Genomic DNA, 17,345 nt, shown 5'->3' on the forward strand with positions numbered 1-17,345 from the left:
GCGCGTTAAGGAGTGTTATGTTTCAGACGACATTACGTCACCGACGTTATCAGTTTAAGGATTTGCGCGAACTGATGGCCAAGGCGTCGCCCGCACGATCGGGCGACTATCTGGCCGAAGTGGCTGCCGCCAGCGCAGAGGAGCGTATGGCGGCAAAAATGGCGCTGGCCGATGTGCCGCTCAAAACCTTTCTGCAACAGTTGCTGGTGCCGTATGAAAAGGATGAAGTCACGCGGCTGATTGTCGATACCCATGATGTCGCGGCGTTTGCCGCGATTTCGCATCTGACCGTCGGGGATTTTCGTGACTGGCTGCTGAGTGAAAAAACCGACAGCGATACCCTGGCGGCAGTCGCCCGGGGCATCACGCCGGAAATGGCCGCCGCTGTCAGCAAACTGATGCGTAATCAGGATCTGATCCTGGTCGCCAAAAAATGCCGGGTGATCACCCGGTTCCGCAACACCATCGGGCTGCCGGGGCACATGAGTGTGCGTCTGCAACCGAATCATCCCACTGACAATTTGCAGGGCATTGCTGCCAGTATGCTCGACGGCTTGCTGTATGGCTCCGGCGACGCGGTGATCGGCATTAATCCCGCCAGCGACAGCTTACCGTTGCTGGAAAATCTCAATTACATGCTCGACGACATCATTACGCGATTTGAAATCCCCACGCAGTCCTGCGTGCTGACGCATGTCACCAACACCATCAAACTGGTGGAACGCGGCGCGCCGGTCGATCTGGTGTTTCAGTCGATTGCCGGAACCGAAGCGGCGAACAGCGGTTTTGGTATCAACCTGGCGCTGCTGGCGGAAGCACAACAGGCGGCACTCAGCCTGAAACGCGGCACGCTCGGCGATAACGTGATGTATTTCGAAACCGGGCAGGGCAGTTGTTTATCCGCGAATGCGCACTTTGGTGTGGATCAGCAAACCTGCGAAGCGCGGGCGTACGCCATTGCGCGGCATTTTTCGCCGCTGCTGATCAACACCGTGGTCGGCTTTATCGGCCCGGAATACCTGTATGACGGCAAGCAAATCATCCGCGCCGGACTGGAGGACCATTTCTGCGGCAAACTGCTGGGCGTGCCGCTGGGTTGCGATGTGTGTTACACCAACCACGCCGAAGCCGATCAGGATGATATGGATACGTTGCTGACACTGCTAGGTACCGCCGGGCTGACATTCCTGATTGGCGTACCGGGCGCGGATGACATCATGCTCAATTATCAGAGCACGTCTTTCCATGACGCGTTGTACATCCGCGAATTACTCGGGCTGAAACACGCGCCGGAATTTGCCGTCTGGCTGGAGAAAATGAAAATTATTGATCCGCAGGGCGCCTTGCGGGATGCCCGTGCGTCGCATCCGTTACTGCGTCAGTTGCCGCAATTAAACTGAGGTCAGCCTTGATGAATAAAGAAAAAGGGCAGGGACTGTCGCCGCTGGTGCACAACAACCCGTGGGAAACGCTGCGACAGTTTACCGCCGCGCGTATCGCGCTGGGGCGTACCGGATCCAGTTTACCGACGGAAGAGTTATTACGCTTTGGTCTGGCGCACGCTCAGGCGCGGGATGCGGTGCATCAGCCTTTCGACAGCCAGACGCTGGAGCCTGAACTTTTTGCGCTGGGGCTGGAAACACTGACCGTGGCCAGTGCCGCGCCGGACAGAGCGACCTATCTGTGCCGCCCGGATCTCGGACGTAAGCTGTCGGAGAGCAGTCGTCAGGCATTGCAACGTCTGACGCCGGAGCCTGCCGATGTGGTGCTGGTGATTGCTGACGGTTTGTCATCGAAAGCAGTACACCGGCAGGCGGTACCGCTGATTGCGGCGTTGTTGCCGTATCTGCGCACGCTGGAGCTGAACATCGGGCCGGTGGTGCTGGCGCATCAGTCGCGGGTCGCGCTGGGCGATGACATCGCGCAGGTAATGAAAGCCAAAGCGGTAGCGATTTTGATCGGCGAACGCCCCGGTTTGTCGTCTCCCGACAGTTTAGGGATTTACATGACCTGGGGGCCGCACACCAAAAGGCTGGAATCAGAACGAAATTGTATTTCGAATGTGCGTCCGGAAGGGCTTAACTATCCTCAGGCGGCGTTTAAGCTGGCGTGGCTGCTCGAACAATCTTTCCAGCGGAAATTGTCGGGGGTGAATCTGAAGGATGAAAGCGATAATCCGGCGCTGCACAATAAAGTCGTGCCGATGTTTAAACTGGAGTAGAGGAGGGGGAAAGTAAGAACCAGCGGCTGGTTCGCCTCCATCACGGTTTTTCTTCGGAGTACAGATGCGAAAAAAGCGCCTAAAGGCGCTTCTTTCTGAATTGGTGGGCCGTGCTGGATTGATTCGGCCTCCGGCCTCACCCTGCGGGCAACGCTGACGCGTTGTCGTCTCGCTGCGCTCGGCTCGAACCAGCGGCTGGTTCGCCTCCATCACGGTTTTTCTTCGGAGTACAGATGCGAAAAAAGCGCCTAAAGGCGCTTTTCTCTGAATTGGTGGGCCGTGCTGGATTCGAACCAGCGACCAATTGATTAAAAGTCAACTGCTCTACCAACTGAGCTAACGGCCCGCAGAAGTGGTGGGCGATGACGGGCTCGAACCGCCGACCCCCTCCGTGTAAAGGAGATGCTCTACCAACTGAGCTAATCGCCCATTTCTCACTTCTTCCTACTTATCACAACGCGGCACTCTTAAAGAGTGGTGGGCGATGACGGGCTCGAACCGCCGACCCCCTCCGTGTAAAGGAGATGCTCTACCAACTGAGCTAATCGCCCCCGTCGTGATGGAGTCGCATTATAGGGATACTTGAAATTACGTCAACGCTTTTTAAAAACAAAAATGATCGTTCGGCTTATTTTTAGTCAACCTGACGCGTTTCTCGCCCGCGTAGCCGATTCTTTACGCATTCATGGCCTTAAACAATGCCTGTACCACGGGTTGTGCGTTGAGGAATCAGGGCAGAGTGGTAGAATGTCAGCCACTTTTTGTTAATTGATAGCAGCGTTTATTGGCGTTGCGTGATTAAGGTTGCACCCAGATGAAAATCAAAACCCGTTTTGCCCCAAGCCCGACCGGCTATCTGCACGTCGGTGGCGCCCGTACCGCGCTCTATTCCTGGCTCTTTGCCCGCAACCTTGGCGGTGAGTTTGTGCTGCGTATCGAAGATACCGATCTCGAGCGTTCCACTCAGGCAGCAATCGACGCGATTATGGATGGCATGAACTGGCTGAATCTGGACTGGGATGAAGGCCCGTATTTCCAGACCAAACGTTTTGACCGTTATAACGCAGTTATTGATGAGATGCTGGAAAACGGCACCGCGTATAAATGCTATTGCTCTAAAGAGCGTCTGGAAGCCCTGCGTGAACAACAAATGGCGAATAACGAGAAGCCTCGTTATGACGGCCGTTGCCGCGACAGCCATGAACATCACGCGGCGGATGAGCCATGTGTGGTGCGTTTCCGTAACCCGCAGGAAGGTTCGGTTATTTTTGACGACCAGATCCGCGGCCCGATCGAATTCAGCAATGACGAGCTCGATGATCTGATCATCCGCCGTACTGACGGTTCACCGACCTATAACTTCTGTGTCGTGGTCGATGACTGGGATATGGAAATCACCCACGTGATCCGTGGTGAAGACCATATCAACAACACCCCGCGTCAGATTAACATCCTGAAGGCTCTGGGCGCGCCTGTGCCGGTTTATGCGCACGTTTCTATGATTCTGGGTGATGACGGTAAAAAACTGTCCAAACGCCACGGTGCGGTCGGCGTGATGCAATACCGTGATGACGGTTACCTGCCGGAAGCGCTGCTGAACTATCTGGTGCGTCTGGGCTGGTCTCATGGCGATCAGGAAATTTTCAGCCGCGACGAAATGAAAGCGCTGTTCTCACTGGAAAACGTCAGCAAATCCGCCAGTGCGTTTAACACTGAAAAACTGCAATGGCTGAACCATCACTACATTAATACGATGGATCCGCAGTATGTGGCGACACACCTTCTGTGGCATGTAGAGCAGGCGGGTATCGAAACCCGTAACGGTCCGCAGCTGTTTGAAATCGTGACCCTGCTGGGCGAGCGTTGCAAAACCCTGAAGGAAATGGCGGAGTCCTGCCGTTACTTCTACGAAGATTTTGCCGAGTTTGATGCCGATGCCGCGAAGAAACACTTACGTCCGGTTGCGCGTCAGCCGCTGGAAGTGGTGCGTGCGAAACTGGCTGCCATCACTGACTGGACCGCTGAGAACATTCACCACGCCATTCAGGGCACGGCGGATGAGCTGGAAGTGGGGATGGGTAAAGTCGGTATGCCACTGCGTGTTGCCGTGACCGGTGCAGGCCAGTCTCCCGGCGTTGACGTGACCGTTCACGCTATCGGCCAGCGTCGTGTGCTGGCGCGTATCGATATGGCATTAGCCTTTATTGCTGAGCGCGAAACACAAGCCCAGTAATCACAACGGCTTGCCATAAAAAAAGCCAGCGCGGGAAACCGGCTGGCTTTTTTACTTTCTGCAAAACGTCAGGGTGAAAAACGGCTTAATTAACGTTGTTCAGTAGCAGGGGTTTCAACGGTCGGGCGGTAAGCCAGGAAGTACATCAGGCCAACGAAGCCTGCGCCACCGACGGCATTACCGAGGAATACGGCCACGAAGTTAGGCAGGTATTCAGACCAGCTCAGCGCACCGGCAAAGATCGCCGCAGGCACGATGAACATATTGGCGACCACGTGCTGGAAGCCGATTGCCACGAACGCCATGACCGGGAACCACATGCCGATCACTTTGCCGCCGACTTCTTTACTGGCGAAGGCCAGCCAGATCGCCAGACACACCAGCCAGTTACAGCCGATACCGGAAATAAACGCATGCATGAAGTCTGCGTTCACTTTCGCGGTGGCGGTTGCCACGGTTTTACTCAGGAAGGCGCCTTCTGTCAGCCCCAGAACATGGCCGAAGAAATAGGCCACGGCCAGACTGCCCAGCAGGTTAGCGAGAGTGACCCAGAACCAGTTACGCAATACTGAGTACAAACTGATCTGACGCGCAAACCAGGCGATAGGTAAGGTCATCATGTTACCGGTCAGCAGTTCTCCCCCTGCTAAAACGGTCAGAATGATGCCTACCGGGAAGACTGCGGCGCCCAGCAAGTTACTGAATGAACCCCAGGATGCAGGTAACGTCCCTATTACATGCAGATCCAAAAGGAACCCGGTGGCAATGAATGCGCCAGCCAGGAAGCCCAAAATTAACAAATTCAACACGGTGGCGCGGCTTTTATTAACGCCCGCTGTGACGGCGATGGATGCGATTTCTTTAGGTGAATACAAGGACATGGGAGTGCTCGAAAGTAGTGAGTTATGATTATAGCGCGAGCAGTCTATTCTGAGATTTATCTCAAAACAAGACGATTTTCATAGTCTGCTAACATTCCATTAATCATTCAGACATAGATGTTAAGGAAATGCGTAGGCAGATCAGAAAGCTAGGCAAAATGCGGCCTGGCGGGCAAATTGTAAAACAAAGCGTCTGTCTGAAAATTTCCCTGAAGGCAGGGGATTTTTTCCTGTGAAATGGGGGATTTGGCGGCTTTTTCAGCGCTTGAATTGATAAACGGATTTAGCCGTTGACAGGGGTAGCGACGTTTCATATTATGCGCCCCGTTCACCCGTTTTTGCGGGCATGAATTGGGGGTATAGCTCAGCTGGGAGAGCGCTTGCATGGCATGCAAGAGGTCAGCGGTTCGATCCCGCTTATCTCCACCAACTTCCTTTCCAGAGTAAGTTGGCTGTTTCCTTACCAGAGGAAACAAAAGCAGTAAATGTGTACGACCTCGTGTGGGGGTATAGCTCAGCTGGGAGAGCGCTTGCATGGCATGCAAGAGGTCAGCGGTTCGATCCCGCTTATCTCCACCAAATATTAAAGAAACCCGCTTCGGCGGGTTTTTTGCTTTCTGCGTTCCGGTGATTTCCTCACGTTTTGTTTTACCCTGAATTACCGACATAAAAAAACCCGCCGAAGCGGGTTTCTCTGTCTTTCAGTCGTTTGCTAACTTACGCCAGTACCAGACCCGCGATAGAAGCAGACAACACGCTGACCAGCGTTGAGCCGTACAGCAGTTTCAGGCCGAAGCGGGAAACCACGTTGCCCTGATGCTCGTTCAGGCCCTTGATCGCGCCAGCAACGATACCGATGGAAGAGAAGTTCGCGAAAGACACCAGGAACACGGACAGGATGCCCACGCCGCGTGGTGACAGTTCGGTCGCGACTTTCTGCAGATCCAACATCGCAACAAATTCATTGGAAACCAGTTTGGTTGCCATGATGCTGCCTACCTGCAAGGCTTCGTGACTTGGTACGCCCATCATCCATGCAAATGGATAGAAGACATAACCCAGCACGCCCTGGAAGGTGATACCGAATACCACGTCGAACAACGCATTCAGGCAGGAAATCAGTGCGATGAAACCAATCAACATGGCTGCAACGATGATAGCCACTTTGAAACCGGCCAGGATGTATTCACCCAGCATTTCAAAGAAGCTCTGACCCTGATGCGTGTTACCGATTTGCAGGTCTTCTTCTGAATCAACTTTATAAGGGTTGATCAACGACAGTACGATGAAGGTACTGAACATGTTGAGCACCAGCGCAGCAACAACAAAGCGCGGTTCCAGCATGGTCATGTACGCACCCACAATCGACATAGACACGGTCGACATGGCGGTGGCTGCCATGGTGTACATACGTTTTTCAGACATTTTGCTCAGAATATCTTTATACGCGATAAAGTTTTCTGACTGACCCAAAATCAGGGAGCTGATGGCGTTGAAAGATTCCAGTTTTCCCATGCCATTGATTTTCGACAGTACCGTACCAATGATACGGATGACGAAAGGCAGAACACGAATGTGCTGTAAAATACCAATCAGTGCGGAAATAAACACGATCGGACACAAGACCTTCAAGAAGAAGAACGCTAATCCTTTATCGCTCATGCCTCCAAATACGAAGCCGGTCCCTTCCGCAGCGAATCCTAATAATTTCTCAAACAAGTCTGAGAAGCCTTTCACAAAACCTAAACCAACAGAGGAGTTCAGGAAGAAATAGGCTAACAAGACTTCGATGACCAACAACTGAACGATGAAACGTAAACGGATATTTTTCCGGTCACGGCTCACCAGTAAAGCGAGTGCAGCGACAACGGCCAACGCTAATACAAAGTGCAATATTCGGGACATGGGTGCTCCAAATTAGAGGCAGGCTATATTTCGACGGACATTTTATGTAACGCGTACATTTAAAACGTGAAGTCGATTGCAAATATAGAAATTACAGACACGAATTGCAACAAATCGCGGCTCATCACACAAAAAATCAAGATGTTAATAAAACTAAGCACAATTAGCATTCCTGTGCTAGTTTTATCATGTGCCGTAATGCGTTCTGAATCTGGCCCGTTAATGTCTGTTTTAGGAAAGTGCCCTGCGTCTGGCTTTCTGAAGTCGGGTGAGCGAATCACCTCTCAGTTATTACCTTCTCGCTTACCGCTGCTGCCTATCAGAGTAATTACTCAGATCATTCTAAATGCACTTGATAATCATTATCAATTAGATATGATTGATGTAAGCGTAATAATTGTAAGGGTAAACTAACTATGCTGAACAGCCGGGCCGAATCCTCAGGCCGCGCGTCCAGAAAGATGAAGCTTTCACTGATGGGACCGGCCTTTATTGCCGCCATCGGTTATATCGATCCGGGCAACTTTGCGACTAACATTCAGGCCGGTGCCTCCTATGGCTATCAGTTGCTGTGGGTGGTGGTGTGGGCCAACGTCATGGCGATGTTGATCCAGCTACTGTCTGCCAAGCTCGGTATTGCCACCGGTAAAAACCTGGCTGAACATATCCGCGACCGTTTTCCGCGCCCGGCCGTCTGGGCCTACTGGGTGCAGGCGGAAATCATCGCGATGGCGACCGATCTCGCTGAGTTTATTGGCGCGGCGATCGGCTTCAAATTGCTTCTCGGGGTCTCGCTGCTGCAAGGCGCGGTGCTCACCGGGATTGCCACCTTTATTATCCTCGGGCTGCAAAAGCGCGGACAAAAGCCGCTGGAACTGGTGATCGCCGGTTTACTGCTGTTTGTCGCGGCGGCTTATATTGTCGAACTGTTTTTCTCGCAGCCAAGCATGCTGGCGCTGGGCAAAGGGATGTTGATCCCTGCGCTGCCTACCGCCGATTCAGTGTATCTGGCGGCCGGGGTTCTCGGCGCGACCATCATGCCGCACGTCATTTACCTGCACTCTTCGCTGACCCAGCGGGGCGGGAAGGCGTCGAAAGAGCAACGTTATTCTGCCACTAAACTGGATGTGGGCATTGCCATGACCATTGCCGGTTTCGTGAATCTGGCGATGATGGCGACGGCTGCGGCGGCGTTCCATTTCAGCGGACACAGCGGGATCAGCGAGCTGGATGAAGCCTATCTGACCCTGCAACCGTTACTCGGCCACGCGGCTGCGACCACTTTTGGTCTGAGTCTGGTGGCGGCGGGGTTATCGTCGACAGTGGTTGGCACGCTGGCCGGTCAGGTGGTGATGCAGGGCTTTGTGAAATTCTACATTCCGCTGTGGGTCCGCCGTACGGTGACCATGATGCCTTCCTTTATTGTGATCCTGATGGGGCTGGATGCCACGCGCATTCTGGTGATGAGTCAGGTGTTGCTGAGCTTCGGCATCGCGCTGGCATTGCTGCCGCTACTGGCTTTCACCGGTAACCGCAGCCTGATGGGCGATATGGTGAATACCAAAACCGTTCAGTGGGCAGGGCGCATCATCGTGCTGATTGTCGTCAGCCTTAACCTTTATCTGTTGCTCGGCATGCTGAAATAGCGCACGGACACACGTCAGGCAATAAAAAACGGGACAGCGCAAACTGTCCCGTTTTTGTTTCTGTTATTCCGTCTTTCAGTGGCGATGATCGCCGTGACCGCCACGGTGATCGTCGTGGCCGCGTCCTTTGTCGTGTCCGTGACCGCGATCCGGCCCGTGTCCGCGCCCGTGGTCATAATGCGGACGCCCGTGGTCGCCATGATAATAATGCGGCGGTGGCATCGGACGGCGTGGCGGATGGCGTTCATTCCACCAGCCATGGTCGCGCCAGCGATAACCATCCCAGTAATAGCCGCGCGGGCTGCGTGCGCCGTAATGATGGCCGCGGTAGCCGTTCCACCAGCTCGGGTTACGCCAGTCATAACCGTCCCAGTAATAACCGCGGTTATCCCGGTCACCGATATTGATAGAAAGGCCCGGCGTATTCAGGCTGAAGCTGCTGGCCTGCACGGCAGGCGCCGCCGCAGGGAGCAGGGCAAAGAACAATGTTGCGAACAGTACAGGCTTTAACATGAGTGGCCCCAGATTCCTTATAATTTATGCTGACAGTTATAAGGGGAAGAAGGGTGTTGTACTATTGCTTACAATCCTGTTTTGAATGATTTACGCGCCTTAACGGAAAGCTTACACAGTCTCCACAAAGGCGCGTTTTTTATACCGCAGGGTAACCGCTTACACTAAAATACCTTCAATTGACGCCAGTTCTTCCGCGCTGAAATGACGGTTAGCGACCATGCCCACGGCGTCATCAATCTGGCTGGTTTTACTGGCCCCGATCAACACGGACGTCACGCGGTCGCCGCGCAATACCCAGGCCAGCGCCATCTGTGACAGCTTCTGACCGCGCGCCTGCGCAATCTCATTCAGCTTACGCACTTTCGCCAGTTTTTCTTCCGTCAGCTGGTCAGCGGTCAGGAATTTACTGCCGCTGGCGGCTCGGGAGTCTTCCGGAATACCCGCCAGATAACGATCCGTCAGCACGCCGCCCGCCAGCGGTGAGAAGGCAATCGAACCGACGCCATTATCCGCCAGCGTATCCAGCAGATCTGCTTCGACCCTGCGTTCGAACATGGAGTATTTCGGCTGATGGATCAGGCATGGCGTGCCGAGCTGTTGCAAAATCTCGAACGCTTTCCGCGCACGTTCTGCCGGATAGTTCGACAGCCCGACGTACAGCGCTTTGCCCTGGCGCACAATCAGATCCAGCGCTGCCATGGTTTCTTCCAGTGGCGTGTCAGGATCAGGACGGTGATGATAGAAAATATCCACGTAATCCAGACCCATGCGTTTCAGGCTCTGATTCAGGCTGGCGACCAGATATTTTTTCGAGCCCCAGTCTCCGTAAGGGCCGTCCCACATGGTGTAACCGGCCTTGGAGGAGATGATCAGTTCATCGCGGTAAGGCAATAAATCTTCCTGCAGGATGCGGCCGAAATGCTGTTCCGCTGAACCCGGAGGCGGGCCGTAATTGTTGGCTAAATCGAAGTGAGTGATCCCGTGGTCGAAAGCATGGCGGATCAGTTTACGGCCATTATCAAAATGGGCGTTATCGCCGAAGTTATGCCACAGGCCAAGGGAAACGGCGGGCAGTTTCAGGCCGCTCTGACCGCAGCGACGGTATTCCATATTCTCATAACGCGTTGGACTGGCTTGATACACCATGTGAGTCCTTATAATAATTTCAGAAGTGAACAGAAGGTTAACAATGTCATAAAAAAACGAATTTAGTGTATGCGCTTTCACAAGCATTTCCAGCTATTCAGATCACATCCGGAACAATCCTTAAGCTTATGGCGATTGATAACCGTGACTATTCTTCCTGCGTATTACCTTTACTACTCACTGTTCTTCCCTGCGTTAATGCAGTGCAGGGCTGTAACTCTGCGTTTCCATCACCTGTTTCGGATAATAAATACCCTAATTCCCGAAGTAGAGTAATACTTCAGTTAGTGGGATTAACTGTTTACTTTATTTTTAACAGAGGATCGTCATGGATAATGAATATACCGTAGGTGACTATCTCTTAGACCGCTTGTCATTCAGCGGGATCTCCGAGTTGTTCGGCGTGCCGGGCGACTACAATCTCAAATTCCTCGACAGTGTGATGAATCATCAGCAAATCACCTGGATCGGCTGCACCAATGAACTGAATGCTGCTTATGGCGCTGACGGCTATGCGCGCACGAAAGGCATTGCGGCATTATTGACGACCTTTGGTGTCGGCGAATTAAGTGCGCTGAACGGCATAGCGGGCAGTTATGCCGAATATGTCCCGGTGGTGCATATCGTCGGCGCGCCGCCGCTTTCGGCACAGCGCAAAGGCGAGTTGCTGCATCACACGCTGGGCGACGGCGACTTCAGTCATTTCATGCGCATGTCACAGCCGGTCAGCGTGGCGCAGGCGACACTAACGCCGGAAAACGCCCTCGCCGAAATTGACCGCGTCATTGAAGAGGTGATGTACCACTCGCGTCCCGGTTATCTGCTGTTACCCAGTGATGTCGCCGCGCTGCCGGTCAGCACCAGAGCGCATGCCTTGTCTGCCCGCCAGCCGCCGTTCTCGCCTTCCTCTCTTGAAGCTTTTGTGGCTGCCGCCGAAAACCTGCTGCGCGACGCAACGCGTGTTTCCGTGCTGGCGGATTTTCTGGCCGACCGGTTCAGGGTAAAAGACGCGCTGGAACAATGGATGGAAGCGGTACCGCTGGCGCATGCCACCCTGCTGATGGGTAAAGGCTTGTTCAATGAACAGCAGGCGCATTTTGCCGGGACTTACTCGGGCGCAGCCAGCGCAGCGTCGACCAGAGAGGCGATTGAAGGGGCGGATGTGGTGATAACCGTCGGGGTGAAATTCACCGACACCATTACCGCCGGTTTTACCCAGCAGCTTCCCGCCGGGAAATGCATCGACCTGCAGCCGTTTTTTGCCCGCGTGGGCGATCAGATTTTCCACCAGTTGCCGATGGAGAAAACCGTCAGCGTGCTGCATCGCCTGACTGCTGAACTGGCTTCCGGCCGGGTACCCTACAGGGTGAAACGCAACACCCTGCCGTTATCGCATGATCAACTGCTGGGACAGTACGCCTTCTGGCAGCAAATTCAGGATTTCCTGCAACCGGGCGATGTGCTGGTCGCCGAACAGGGCACGGCCTGTTTCGGGGCGGCGGCGCTGAATCTGCCGCAGGATTGTCAGTTTGTCGTACAGCCGCTCTGGGGATCGATCGGGTTTACGTTGCCTGCCGCCTTCGGGGTACAGATTGCCGTGCCGGATCGCCGCGTGGTGCTGCTGATTGGCGACGGCTCTGCACAGCTGACGTTACAGGGGCTGGGCGCGGCGATCCGCTACGGTCTGCCACCGATTATTTTTGTGATCAACAACGACGGCTATACCGTCGAACGGGCGATCCACGGCGAAACCCAGCGCTATAACGACATTGCGCAGTGGAACTGGACGCAATTCCCGGCGGCGTTTGGCGGCAAGGAAGTGTTCAGCGCGCGGGCGGATTCCCCGAAGGGGCTGAAAGAGGCGATTGAAAAGGCCACCGCACAACGTCAGATGGCCTGGATAGAAGTGGTTTTGCCGAAGATGGATATTCCCGAACTGCTCAGTTCCGTCACCAAATCGCTGGCGAAGCGAAACTCAGGGCAATAAACCGGTTTCCGGTGACGGCGGATCAAGCAGCTGGTCGAGGAACCAGCACCCCGCCGGACCCGGCTGATTATTTTTACTCCACACCGCATCCACCGAAATCTGCTTCGGCCAGCCGCGCAACGGCAGGCTGACCAGTATGTCATGGCCGAATTGCTGCACCAGCCAGTGCGGCAGCGTCGCCCAGCCAAACCCCTGTTCCGCCATTTCCAGCAGCATCAGATAACTGGGCGCAGACCAGATCTGCCCCAGCGCCCGTGGCATCTCGCGGCGGCTGTAAGGTTGCAGGCAAAGCTGGCGGAAGGTGTGTAACTGCTCCGGTTGCAGATTGCTGATGTTCGCCAGCGGATGCTCACGGCTGCAAAATACCGACATATCAGTTTGTTCGGGCAGCCGCGCCACGCCAATATCCGGCGGATAATGATCCTGCACTTCCACTAGGCCGATATGCGCGCGGCCGGACTGCAACAGGTCGATCACATCCTGATCTTCGGCGATCTGGCATTCGAATTCGATATCCGGATAACGTTGCTCAAAACGGCGCAGCAACGCCTCGTGGTGGGTCGGCTGATAGGTATCGGAGAGCACGAACGTCAGACGGGTTTCCACCTGCGTGGAGAGCCGCACCGCCAGTTCATCGAGCCGTTCGCTGGCGGCCAGAATCGCCTGAACGTGGCTCAGCACGCGCTGCCCGGCAGGCGTCAGCACCGGCTGGCGGCTCTGGCGGTCAAACAACGTCACGCCTAAATCCACTTCCAGATTGGCGATGGCGGTGCTGACGGTGGACTGACTTTTGCGCAGCTTGCGCGCAGCGGCGGAAAACGATCCCGCATCGGCGGCTTCGACAAAGGCCATCAGGGCTTCGGGGGAATAGCGCATGGTAGGATCCTCAGATTCAATCCATCTATTTTATCGATACTTTCTATCTTTTACCTATCTCATTTAGTGATGATAATGCCCGCCTGTGACAAACGTCACCTTTCACTTTTCAGGAATCAGGCAGGTTTTTATGTCTAAGCAAACTCGGAACAGCACTCAGAAAACATTCGGCGAACGCGTCTTTCATGCGGTAGGTTTTGAGACGATCGCCGTACTGATTTCAGCACCGGCAGCGGCATGGGTGCTGAACAAACCGGTCTGGGAAATGGGCGCGCTGGCGATCATGCTCTCCACCACGGCGATGGTCTGGAACATTATCTACAACAGCCTGTTTGACAAATTCTGGCCGGTTTCCCGCGTGGTGCGGACATTTAAAATCCGCGTGGCGCACGCACTGGGCTTCGAAGGGGGCTTTATCCTCATCGGCCTGCCGATTGCGGCACTCTGGCTGGGCATCAGCCTGCCGGAGGCCTTTATGCTGGAAATTGGCTTCTTCCTGTTCTTCCTGCCGTATACCGTGGCGTACAACTGGGTGTATGACACCTTGCGTCATCGCTGGATGAACCGCCGTATGGCGGCCAGGGATTGCCCGTCCGGTCACTAATTAATTCTGCACGCGGCCGTGTTGTTGGGTATAACGGAGGCGTTTATTCAGAAAAAGACAGGGTGTGCAGATGAAAACCTTAGGGCTGATTGGCGGCATGAGCTGGGAATCCACCGTGCCGTATTACCGCATGATCAACGAACACGTGAAACAGCAACTGGGCGGATTGCATTCGGCCAAACTGTTCCTCTATAGCGTTGATTTTTATGAGATCGAAAAGCTGCAAATGGCGGGCGACTGGCAGCAGGCCGGTGAAATCCTCGGCAATGCGGCGAATTCACTGGCGCGGGCGGGCGCGGACGTGATTGTGGTGTGCACCAACACCATGCATAAAGTGGCGGACGATATTGAGCGTATCGGCGGCCTGCCGTTGCTGCATATCGCCGATGCGACGGCAGAAAAAATCACCGGCCAGGGGCTGCGTAAAATCGGTCTGCTCGGCACACGTTTCACCATGGAACAGGATTTCTATCGCGGCCGTCTGCAGGAAAAACATCAGATTGATGTGGTGACGCCGGATGACGCCGACCGCGCGATTGTGCACCGCATTATTTACGACGAGCTGTGTCTGGGTATCATCAGAGATGCGTCACGCGACGAATATCGCCGGATCATTGGCACGCTGGAAGCGCAGGGCGTGGAAGGCATTATTCTGGGCTGTACTGAAATTACCCTGCTGGTGGGCGCAGAAGATGCGAAAGTGCCGGTTTTCGACACCACCGCCATTCATGCGCTGGCGGCGGCGGAATTTGCACTTACGCAGGATTAATCCTCTTCCGGATCCTGACGGACAAGCCGCTGTTTTGCGACCTGCATCAGCGGCTTACCGGCCAGCATTAACCACGCGGGCAGCATCACGATGCACAGCAGCGGCAATAATTTCAGTCCCGGTACCACGGCCGCGGCCATAAACAAACTGAGCCAGCCGTCGCGTGTGACCACCAGCACCATGCCCATCACCGCGCAGGAAACGGTCACCGCCGCCGGGACATCCGGCGCGTACTGATGCAGCATCAGACCGAGTGACACGCCGACAAACACCGCCGGGAAAATACGCCCGCCGCGAAAACCACAGGCTGCCGCCACCACTAACGCGCCGAGCTTGGTCAGGGTGATCGCCAGCAGCGGTCCCATGGCGAACAGCTGATTGGAATGCGCCAGTTCCTTCATTTCATCCAGCCCTTTAAACAGGGTGATTTCCCCGCCGGTCAGCGCCAGCAAACCCAGCACAAAGCCGCCAATCCCCAGCCGCAGCATCGGGTTATGGATGCTGTTAAACAGCCGGTGAACATGCGGGAACAGCCAGACGGCAATCATCCCCAGCGCGATAGCAATCAGCACCACCACCGAGCCGCTGAAAATATCCATCAGGCTGGACGTGTCATAGGACGGAATGCTGAGCGAAAAATCCGGCTGGAAGAACTGATCAGTAGTAATGGCACCCGCGCCTGCCGCGAGCAGGGGGGCAAACAGACGATCCCATAACTGCACGTCTTTATTGGTGCCGAGGGTTTGTGAAAAAATCAGCGCCGCCGCCACCGGCGTACCGAACAACGCACCGATAGTGCCAGCCGCCGCCAGAATCACCCAGTCCGTCGTGGGCACCGCCGGCAGCAGGCGGGATCCTATCGCCGCCACCAGCGCAATATTAATCACCGTGATCGGATGTTCCGGCCCGAGGCTGACCCCGCCTGCCAGCCCGAGCATCAGCGCCAGCGCCAGCCCCGGTAACGCATTGATGGCTACCGGCGCGCCAATCAGCGATTCCGTGGCAGGATCCGGTCCCGCGTGGCCTGGCATATACTTAATGACAGCGCCTACGGCGACACCGGTCAGCGTCAGCATAAACAGCGTCCAGCTGGCAGATTGCGTATCGACATGGAAAACGTCCGGGATGTGCTCCCAGAGAAGATTTTGCAGCGCACCGGAAAGCATCATGATCGTGACCAGAATCAGACTCGACATCACCCCGATAAGAATAGCGGGCAGGGCGAAAGCCAGCATGACTCTGGCGCGGGGATGAAACATGCAAGAATTCCTTATCGTTATACTTACGAATAGCTTAGATGATTCTTGTTGCGTGCCACCGACATTATTTTGCGCAACGCGCCGCATAAATGTGCGTTGGTTCAAAACTGCATTGCAGCGTATAGCAATTACCGCTATTTTGCCCACACGAATTTGGCGCGGGTGCGCACTATAACGAATTTACTTTTGCGGAGAATAACATGACCAAATACTCCCTGGTGGGCGATGTTGGCGGCACCAACTGCCGTCTGGCGCTATGCGCGCTGGAAAGCGGCGAGATTTCTCAGTCTAAGACTTTTTCCGGGCTGGATTACGACAGCCTTGAAGCGGTCGTTCGTGAATACCTCGCGCAGCAGCATCAGGATGTTGAGGATGCATGTATTGCCATTGCCTGCCCGATCACCGGCGACTGGGTGGCGATGACCAACCACACCTGGGCGTTTTCCATTGCCGAAATGAAGAAAAACCTCGGCCTGCAACATCTGGAAGTGATTAACGATTTCACTGCGGTATCGATGGCTATCCCGATGCTGAAAGAAGAAGATTTGTTGCAGTTCGGCGGCAAGAAAGCACAGGACGGCAAACCGGCGGTGATTTACGGCGCGGGTACCGGTCTGGGGGTGGCGCACTTAATCCATGCCAATAAGCAATGGATGAGCCTGCCGGGTGAAGGCGGTCATGTGGATTTCGCGCCAAACAGCGAAGAAGAAGACATCATTCTCGAGCAACTGCGTACCGAAATGGGCCACGTCTCCGCCGAGCGCATTCTCTCCGGTCCGGGGCTGGTGAATCTCTACCGTGCCATTGTGAAATCCGATAACCGCGAGCCGGAAAACTTCAAACCGAAAGATGTGACCGAACTGGCGCTGGCAGACGAAAACCTCGATTGCCGCCGCGCACTGTCACTGTTTTGCGTCATCATGGGCCGTTTCGGTGGCAATCTGGCGCTGAACATGGGCACCTTCGGCGGCGTCTATATCGCAGGCGGTATCGTTCCGCGTTTCCTCGAATTCTTCAAAGCCTCAGGCTTCCGCGCCGCGTTTGAAGACAAAGGGCGTTTTAAAGATTACCTGATGGATATTCCGGTATTCCTGATCACCCACGATCAGCCGGGATTACTCGGTGCAGGGGCTTATCTGCGTCAGTCGATTGGTATGACGATCTAAAACTGTCCCTGAGAAGGTAACGCGACCGGCTCCCTCCCCTGCGAAGGGGAGGGTTGGGGTGGGGTATTAAGGTCAAAATCAAGAAGTTAAAGTGTGATTTAACAAGGTTTAGCCCTTAAAACCCCCTCCCGACCTC

At 54.7% G+C, this 17,345-nt stretch carries 14 protein-coding genes, 5 tRNA genes and 1 other RNA gene; 10 read left to right on the forward strand and 10 right to left on the reverse strand.

Going from position 1 to position 17,345, the window contains the following annotated elements:
• The first annotated feature begins 17 nt into the window (after nucleotides 1-17).
• Nucleotides 18-1,400, forward strand: a complete 1,383-nt coding sequence (locus tag EYY67_RS04400) for an ethanolamine ammonia-lyase subunit EutB (RefSeq protein ID WP_095922964.1) — start codon at nucleotides 18-20, stop codon at nucleotides 1,398-1,400.
• 11 nt (nucleotides 1,401-1,411) lie between these two features.
• Nucleotides 1,412-2,221 carry an ethanolamine ammonia-lyase subunit EutC gene (gene eutC / locus EYY67_RS04405; RefSeq protein ID WP_095922963.1) on the forward strand — a complete coding sequence of 270 codons (810 nt, stop codon included), beginning with the start codon at nucleotides 1,412-1,414 and terminating at the stop codon, nucleotides 2,219-2,221.
• A 101-nt stretch (nucleotides 2,222-2,322) separates the two neighbouring features.
• On the opposite strand, the gene EYY67_RS04410 is transcribed toward eutC, so the two are convergent.
• The 4 genes from EYY67_RS04410 to EYY67_RS04425 all read right to left on the reverse strand — a co-directional run bounded on the left by EYY67_RS04410 (nucleotide 2,323) and on the right by EYY67_RS04425 (nucleotide 2,772).
• Nucleotides 2,323-2,448, reverse strand: a non-coding RNA gene (locus EYY67_RS04410) — RtT sRNA.
• A 43-nt stretch (nucleotides 2,449-2,491) separates the two neighbouring features.
• Nucleotides 2,492-2,567 (reverse strand) — tRNA-Lys (locus EYY67_RS04415).
• Nucleotides 2,568-2,574: 7 nt separating this feature from the next.
• A tRNA-Val gene (locus EYY67_RS04420) sits at nucleotides 2,575-2,650 on the reverse strand.
• Between the two features lie 46 nt (nucleotides 2,651-2,696).
• Nucleotides 2,697-2,772 (reverse strand) — tRNA-Val (locus EYY67_RS04425).
• 263 nt (nucleotides 2,773-3,035) lie between these two features.
• On the opposite strand from EYY67_RS04425, the gene gltX reads away from it, so the two are divergent.
• Nucleotides 3,036-4,454 carry a glutamate--tRNA ligase gene (gene gltX, locus EYY67_RS04430; RefSeq protein WP_095922962.1) on the forward strand — a complete coding sequence of 473 codons (1,419 nt, stop codon included), beginning with the start codon at nucleotides 3,036-3,038 and terminating at the stop codon, nucleotides 4,452-4,454.
• An 89-nt stretch (nucleotides 4,455-4,543) separates the two neighbouring features.
• On the opposite strand, the gene EYY67_RS04435 is transcribed toward gltX, so the two are convergent.
• Nucleotides 4,544-5,335 (reverse strand): formate/nitrite transporter family protein, encoded by a 792-nt coding sequence (locus tag EYY67_RS04435; protein WP_095922961.1) that lies wholly within the window; start codon nucleotides 5,333-5,335, stop codon nucleotides 4,544-4,546.
• Nucleotides 5,336-5,688: 353 nt separating this feature from the next.
• Here EYY67_RS04435 and EYY67_RS04445 point away from each other — a divergent pair.
• Both EYY67_RS04445 and EYY67_RS04450 read left to right on the forward strand, forming a co-directional pair.
• Nucleotides 5,689-5,764: transfer RNA gene (locus EYY67_RS04445), tRNA-Ala, on the forward strand.
• 74 nt (nucleotides 5,765-5,838) lie between these two features.
• A tRNA-Ala gene (locus EYY67_RS04450) sits at nucleotides 5,839-5,914 on the forward strand.
• 138 nt (nucleotides 5,915-6,052) lie between these two features.
• On the opposite strand, the gene EYY67_RS04455 is transcribed toward EYY67_RS04450, so the two are convergent.
• The gene (locus EYY67_RS04455) at nucleotides 6,053-7,240 is read right to left on the reverse strand and encodes a NupC/NupG family nucleoside CNT transporter (RefSeq protein ID WP_013574449.1); all 1,188 of its coding nucleotides are present in this window, start codon (nucleotides 7,238-7,240) and stop codon (nucleotides 6,053-6,055) included.
• A 416-nt stretch (nucleotides 7,241-7,656) separates the two neighbouring features.
• Between EYY67_RS04455 and EYY67_RS04460 the strand changes: the two genes are divergently transcribed.
• Nucleotides 7,657-8,886 (forward strand): Nramp family divalent metal transporter, encoded by a 1,230-nt coding sequence (locus EYY67_RS04460; protein ID WP_095922960.1) that lies wholly within the window; start codon nucleotides 7,657-7,659, stop codon nucleotides 8,884-8,886.
• Nucleotides 8,887-8,961: 75 nt separating this feature from the next.
• Here EYY67_RS04460 and EYY67_RS04465 read toward each other — a convergent pair whose 3' ends face one another.
• The gene (locus tag EYY67_RS04465; protein ID WP_095922959.1) at nucleotides 8,962-9,399 is read right to left on the reverse strand and encodes a DUF2502 domain-containing protein; all 438 of its coding nucleotides are present in this window, start codon (nucleotides 9,397-9,399) and stop codon (nucleotides 8,962-8,964) included.
• Between the two features lie 159 nt (nucleotides 9,400-9,558).
• Complete coding sequence (gene mgrA / locus EYY67_RS04470) at nucleotides 9,559-10,548, reverse strand: L-glyceraldehyde 3-phosphate reductase (protein WP_131692933.1); 990 nt, start codon at nucleotides 10,546-10,548, stop codon at nucleotides 9,559-9,561.
• Nucleotides 10,549-10,876: 328 nt separating this feature from the next.
• On the opposite strand from mgrA, the gene EYY67_RS04475 reads away from it, so the two are divergent.
• Nucleotides 10,877-12,535 carry an alpha-keto acid decarboxylase family protein gene (locus EYY67_RS04475; protein WP_131692934.1) on the forward strand — a complete coding sequence of 553 codons (1,659 nt, stop codon included), beginning with the start codon at nucleotides 10,877-10,879 and terminating at the stop codon, nucleotides 12,533-12,535.
• Here the strand turns inward: EYY67_RS04475 and EYY67_RS04480 are convergent.
• Nucleotides 12,524-13,411 carry a LysR family transcriptional regulator gene (locus EYY67_RS04480; RefSeq protein ID WP_119822635.1) on the reverse strand — a complete coding sequence of 296 codons (888 nt, stop codon included), beginning with the start codon at nucleotides 13,409-13,411 and terminating at the stop codon, nucleotides 12,524-12,526. The two genes, EYY67_RS04475 and EYY67_RS04480, sit on opposite strands and share 12 nt — an antisense overlap.
• Before the next feature lie 130 nt (nucleotides 13,412-13,541).
• Between EYY67_RS04480 and EYY67_RS04485 the strand changes: the two genes are divergently transcribed.
• Entirely contained in the window at nucleotides 13,542-14,015 is a 474-nt protein-coding gene (locus EYY67_RS04485) for a multidrug/biocide efflux PACE transporter (RefSeq protein ID WP_131692935.1), read from the forward strand.
• Nucleotides 14,016-14,085: 70 nt separating this feature from the next.
• A complete protein-coding gene (locus EYY67_RS04490) occupies nucleotides 14,086-14,784 on the forward strand; it encodes an aspartate/glutamate racemase family protein (protein WP_131692936.1) in 699 nt (232 codons plus the stop codon).
• Here the strand turns inward: EYY67_RS04490 and EYY67_RS04495 are convergent.
• The gene (locus tag EYY67_RS04495) at nucleotides 14,781-16,043 is read right to left on the reverse strand and encodes an ion channel protein (protein WP_095922953.1); all 1,263 of its coding nucleotides are present in this window, start codon (nucleotides 16,041-16,043) and stop codon (nucleotides 14,781-14,783) included. The genes EYY67_RS04490 and EYY67_RS04495 overlap by 4 nt on opposite strands.
• A gap of 200 nt (nucleotides 16,044-16,243) precedes the next feature.
• Here EYY67_RS04495 and glk point away from each other — a divergent pair, with 200 nt between their 5' ends.
• The gene (gene glk, locus EYY67_RS04500; RefSeq protein WP_095922952.1) at nucleotides 16,244-17,209 is read left to right on the forward strand and encodes a glucokinase; all 966 of its coding nucleotides are present in this window, start codon (nucleotides 16,244-16,246) and stop codon (nucleotides 17,207-17,209) included.
• The last annotated feature ends 136 nt before the right edge of the window (nucleotides 17,210-17,345 follow it).

This window comes from Rahnella victoriana (assembly GCF_004330295.1).
GTDB classification, from domain to species: Bacteria; Pseudomonadota; Gammaproteobacteria; order Enterobacterales; family Enterobacteriaceae; genus Rahnella; species Rahnella victoriana.

What these genes read in the sequence shown, in the direction of transcription:
- EYY67_RS04400 (WP_095922964.1), top strand. Translation starts at nt 18, where the DNA reads ATGTTTCAGACGACATTACGTCACCGACGTTATCAGTTTAAGGATTTG.
- eutC (WP_095922963.1), top strand. Translation starts at nt 1,412, where the DNA reads ATGAATAAAGAAAAAGGGCAGGGACTGTCGCCGCTGGTGCACAACAAC.
- gltX (WP_095922962.1), top strand. Translation starts at nt 3,036, where the DNA reads ATGAAAATCAAAACCCGTTTTGCCCCAAGCCCGACCGGCTATCTGCAC.
- EYY67_RS04435 (WP_095922961.1), bottom strand. Translation starts at nt 5,335, where the DNA reads ATGTCCTTGTATTCACCTAAAGAAATCGCATCCATCGCCGTCACAGCG.
- EYY67_RS04455 (WP_013574449.1), bottom strand. Translation starts at nt 7,240, where the DNA reads ATGTCCCGAATATTGCACTTTGTATTAGCGTTGGCCGTTGTCGCTGCA.
- EYY67_RS04460 (WP_095922960.1), top strand. Translation starts at nt 7,657, where the DNA reads ATGCTGAACAGCCGGGCCGAATCCTCAGGCCGCGCGTCCAGAAAGATG.
- EYY67_RS04465 (WP_095922959.1), bottom strand. Translation starts at nt 9,399, where the DNA reads ATGTTAAAGCCTGTACTGTTCGCAACATTGTTCTTTGCCCTGCTCCCT.
- mgrA (WP_131692933.1), bottom strand. Translation starts at nt 10,548, where the DNA reads ATGGTGTATCAAGCCAGTCCAACGCGTTATGAGAATATGGAATACCGT.
- EYY67_RS04475 (WP_131692934.1), top strand. Translation starts at nt 10,877, where the DNA reads ATGGATAATGAATATACCGTAGGTGACTATCTCTTAGACCGCTTGTCA.
- EYY67_RS04480 (WP_119822635.1), bottom strand. Translation starts at nt 13,411, where the DNA reads ATGCGCTATTCCCCCGAAGCCCTGATGGCCTTTGTCGAAGCCGCCGAT.
- EYY67_RS04485 (WP_131692935.1), top strand. Translation starts at nt 13,542, where the DNA reads ATGTCTAAGCAAACTCGGAACAGCACTCAGAAAACATTCGGCGAACGC.
- EYY67_RS04490 (WP_131692936.1), top strand. Translation starts at nt 14,086, where the DNA reads ATGAAAACCTTAGGGCTGATTGGCGGCATGAGCTGGGAATCCACCGTG.
- EYY67_RS04495 (WP_095922953.1), bottom strand. Translation starts at nt 16,043, where the DNA reads ATGTTTCATCCCCGCGCCAGAGTCATGCTGGCTTTCGCCCTGCCCGCT.
- glk (WP_095922952.1), top strand. Translation starts at nt 16,244, where the DNA reads ATGACCAAATACTCCCTGGTGGGCGATGTTGGCGGCACCAACTGCCGT.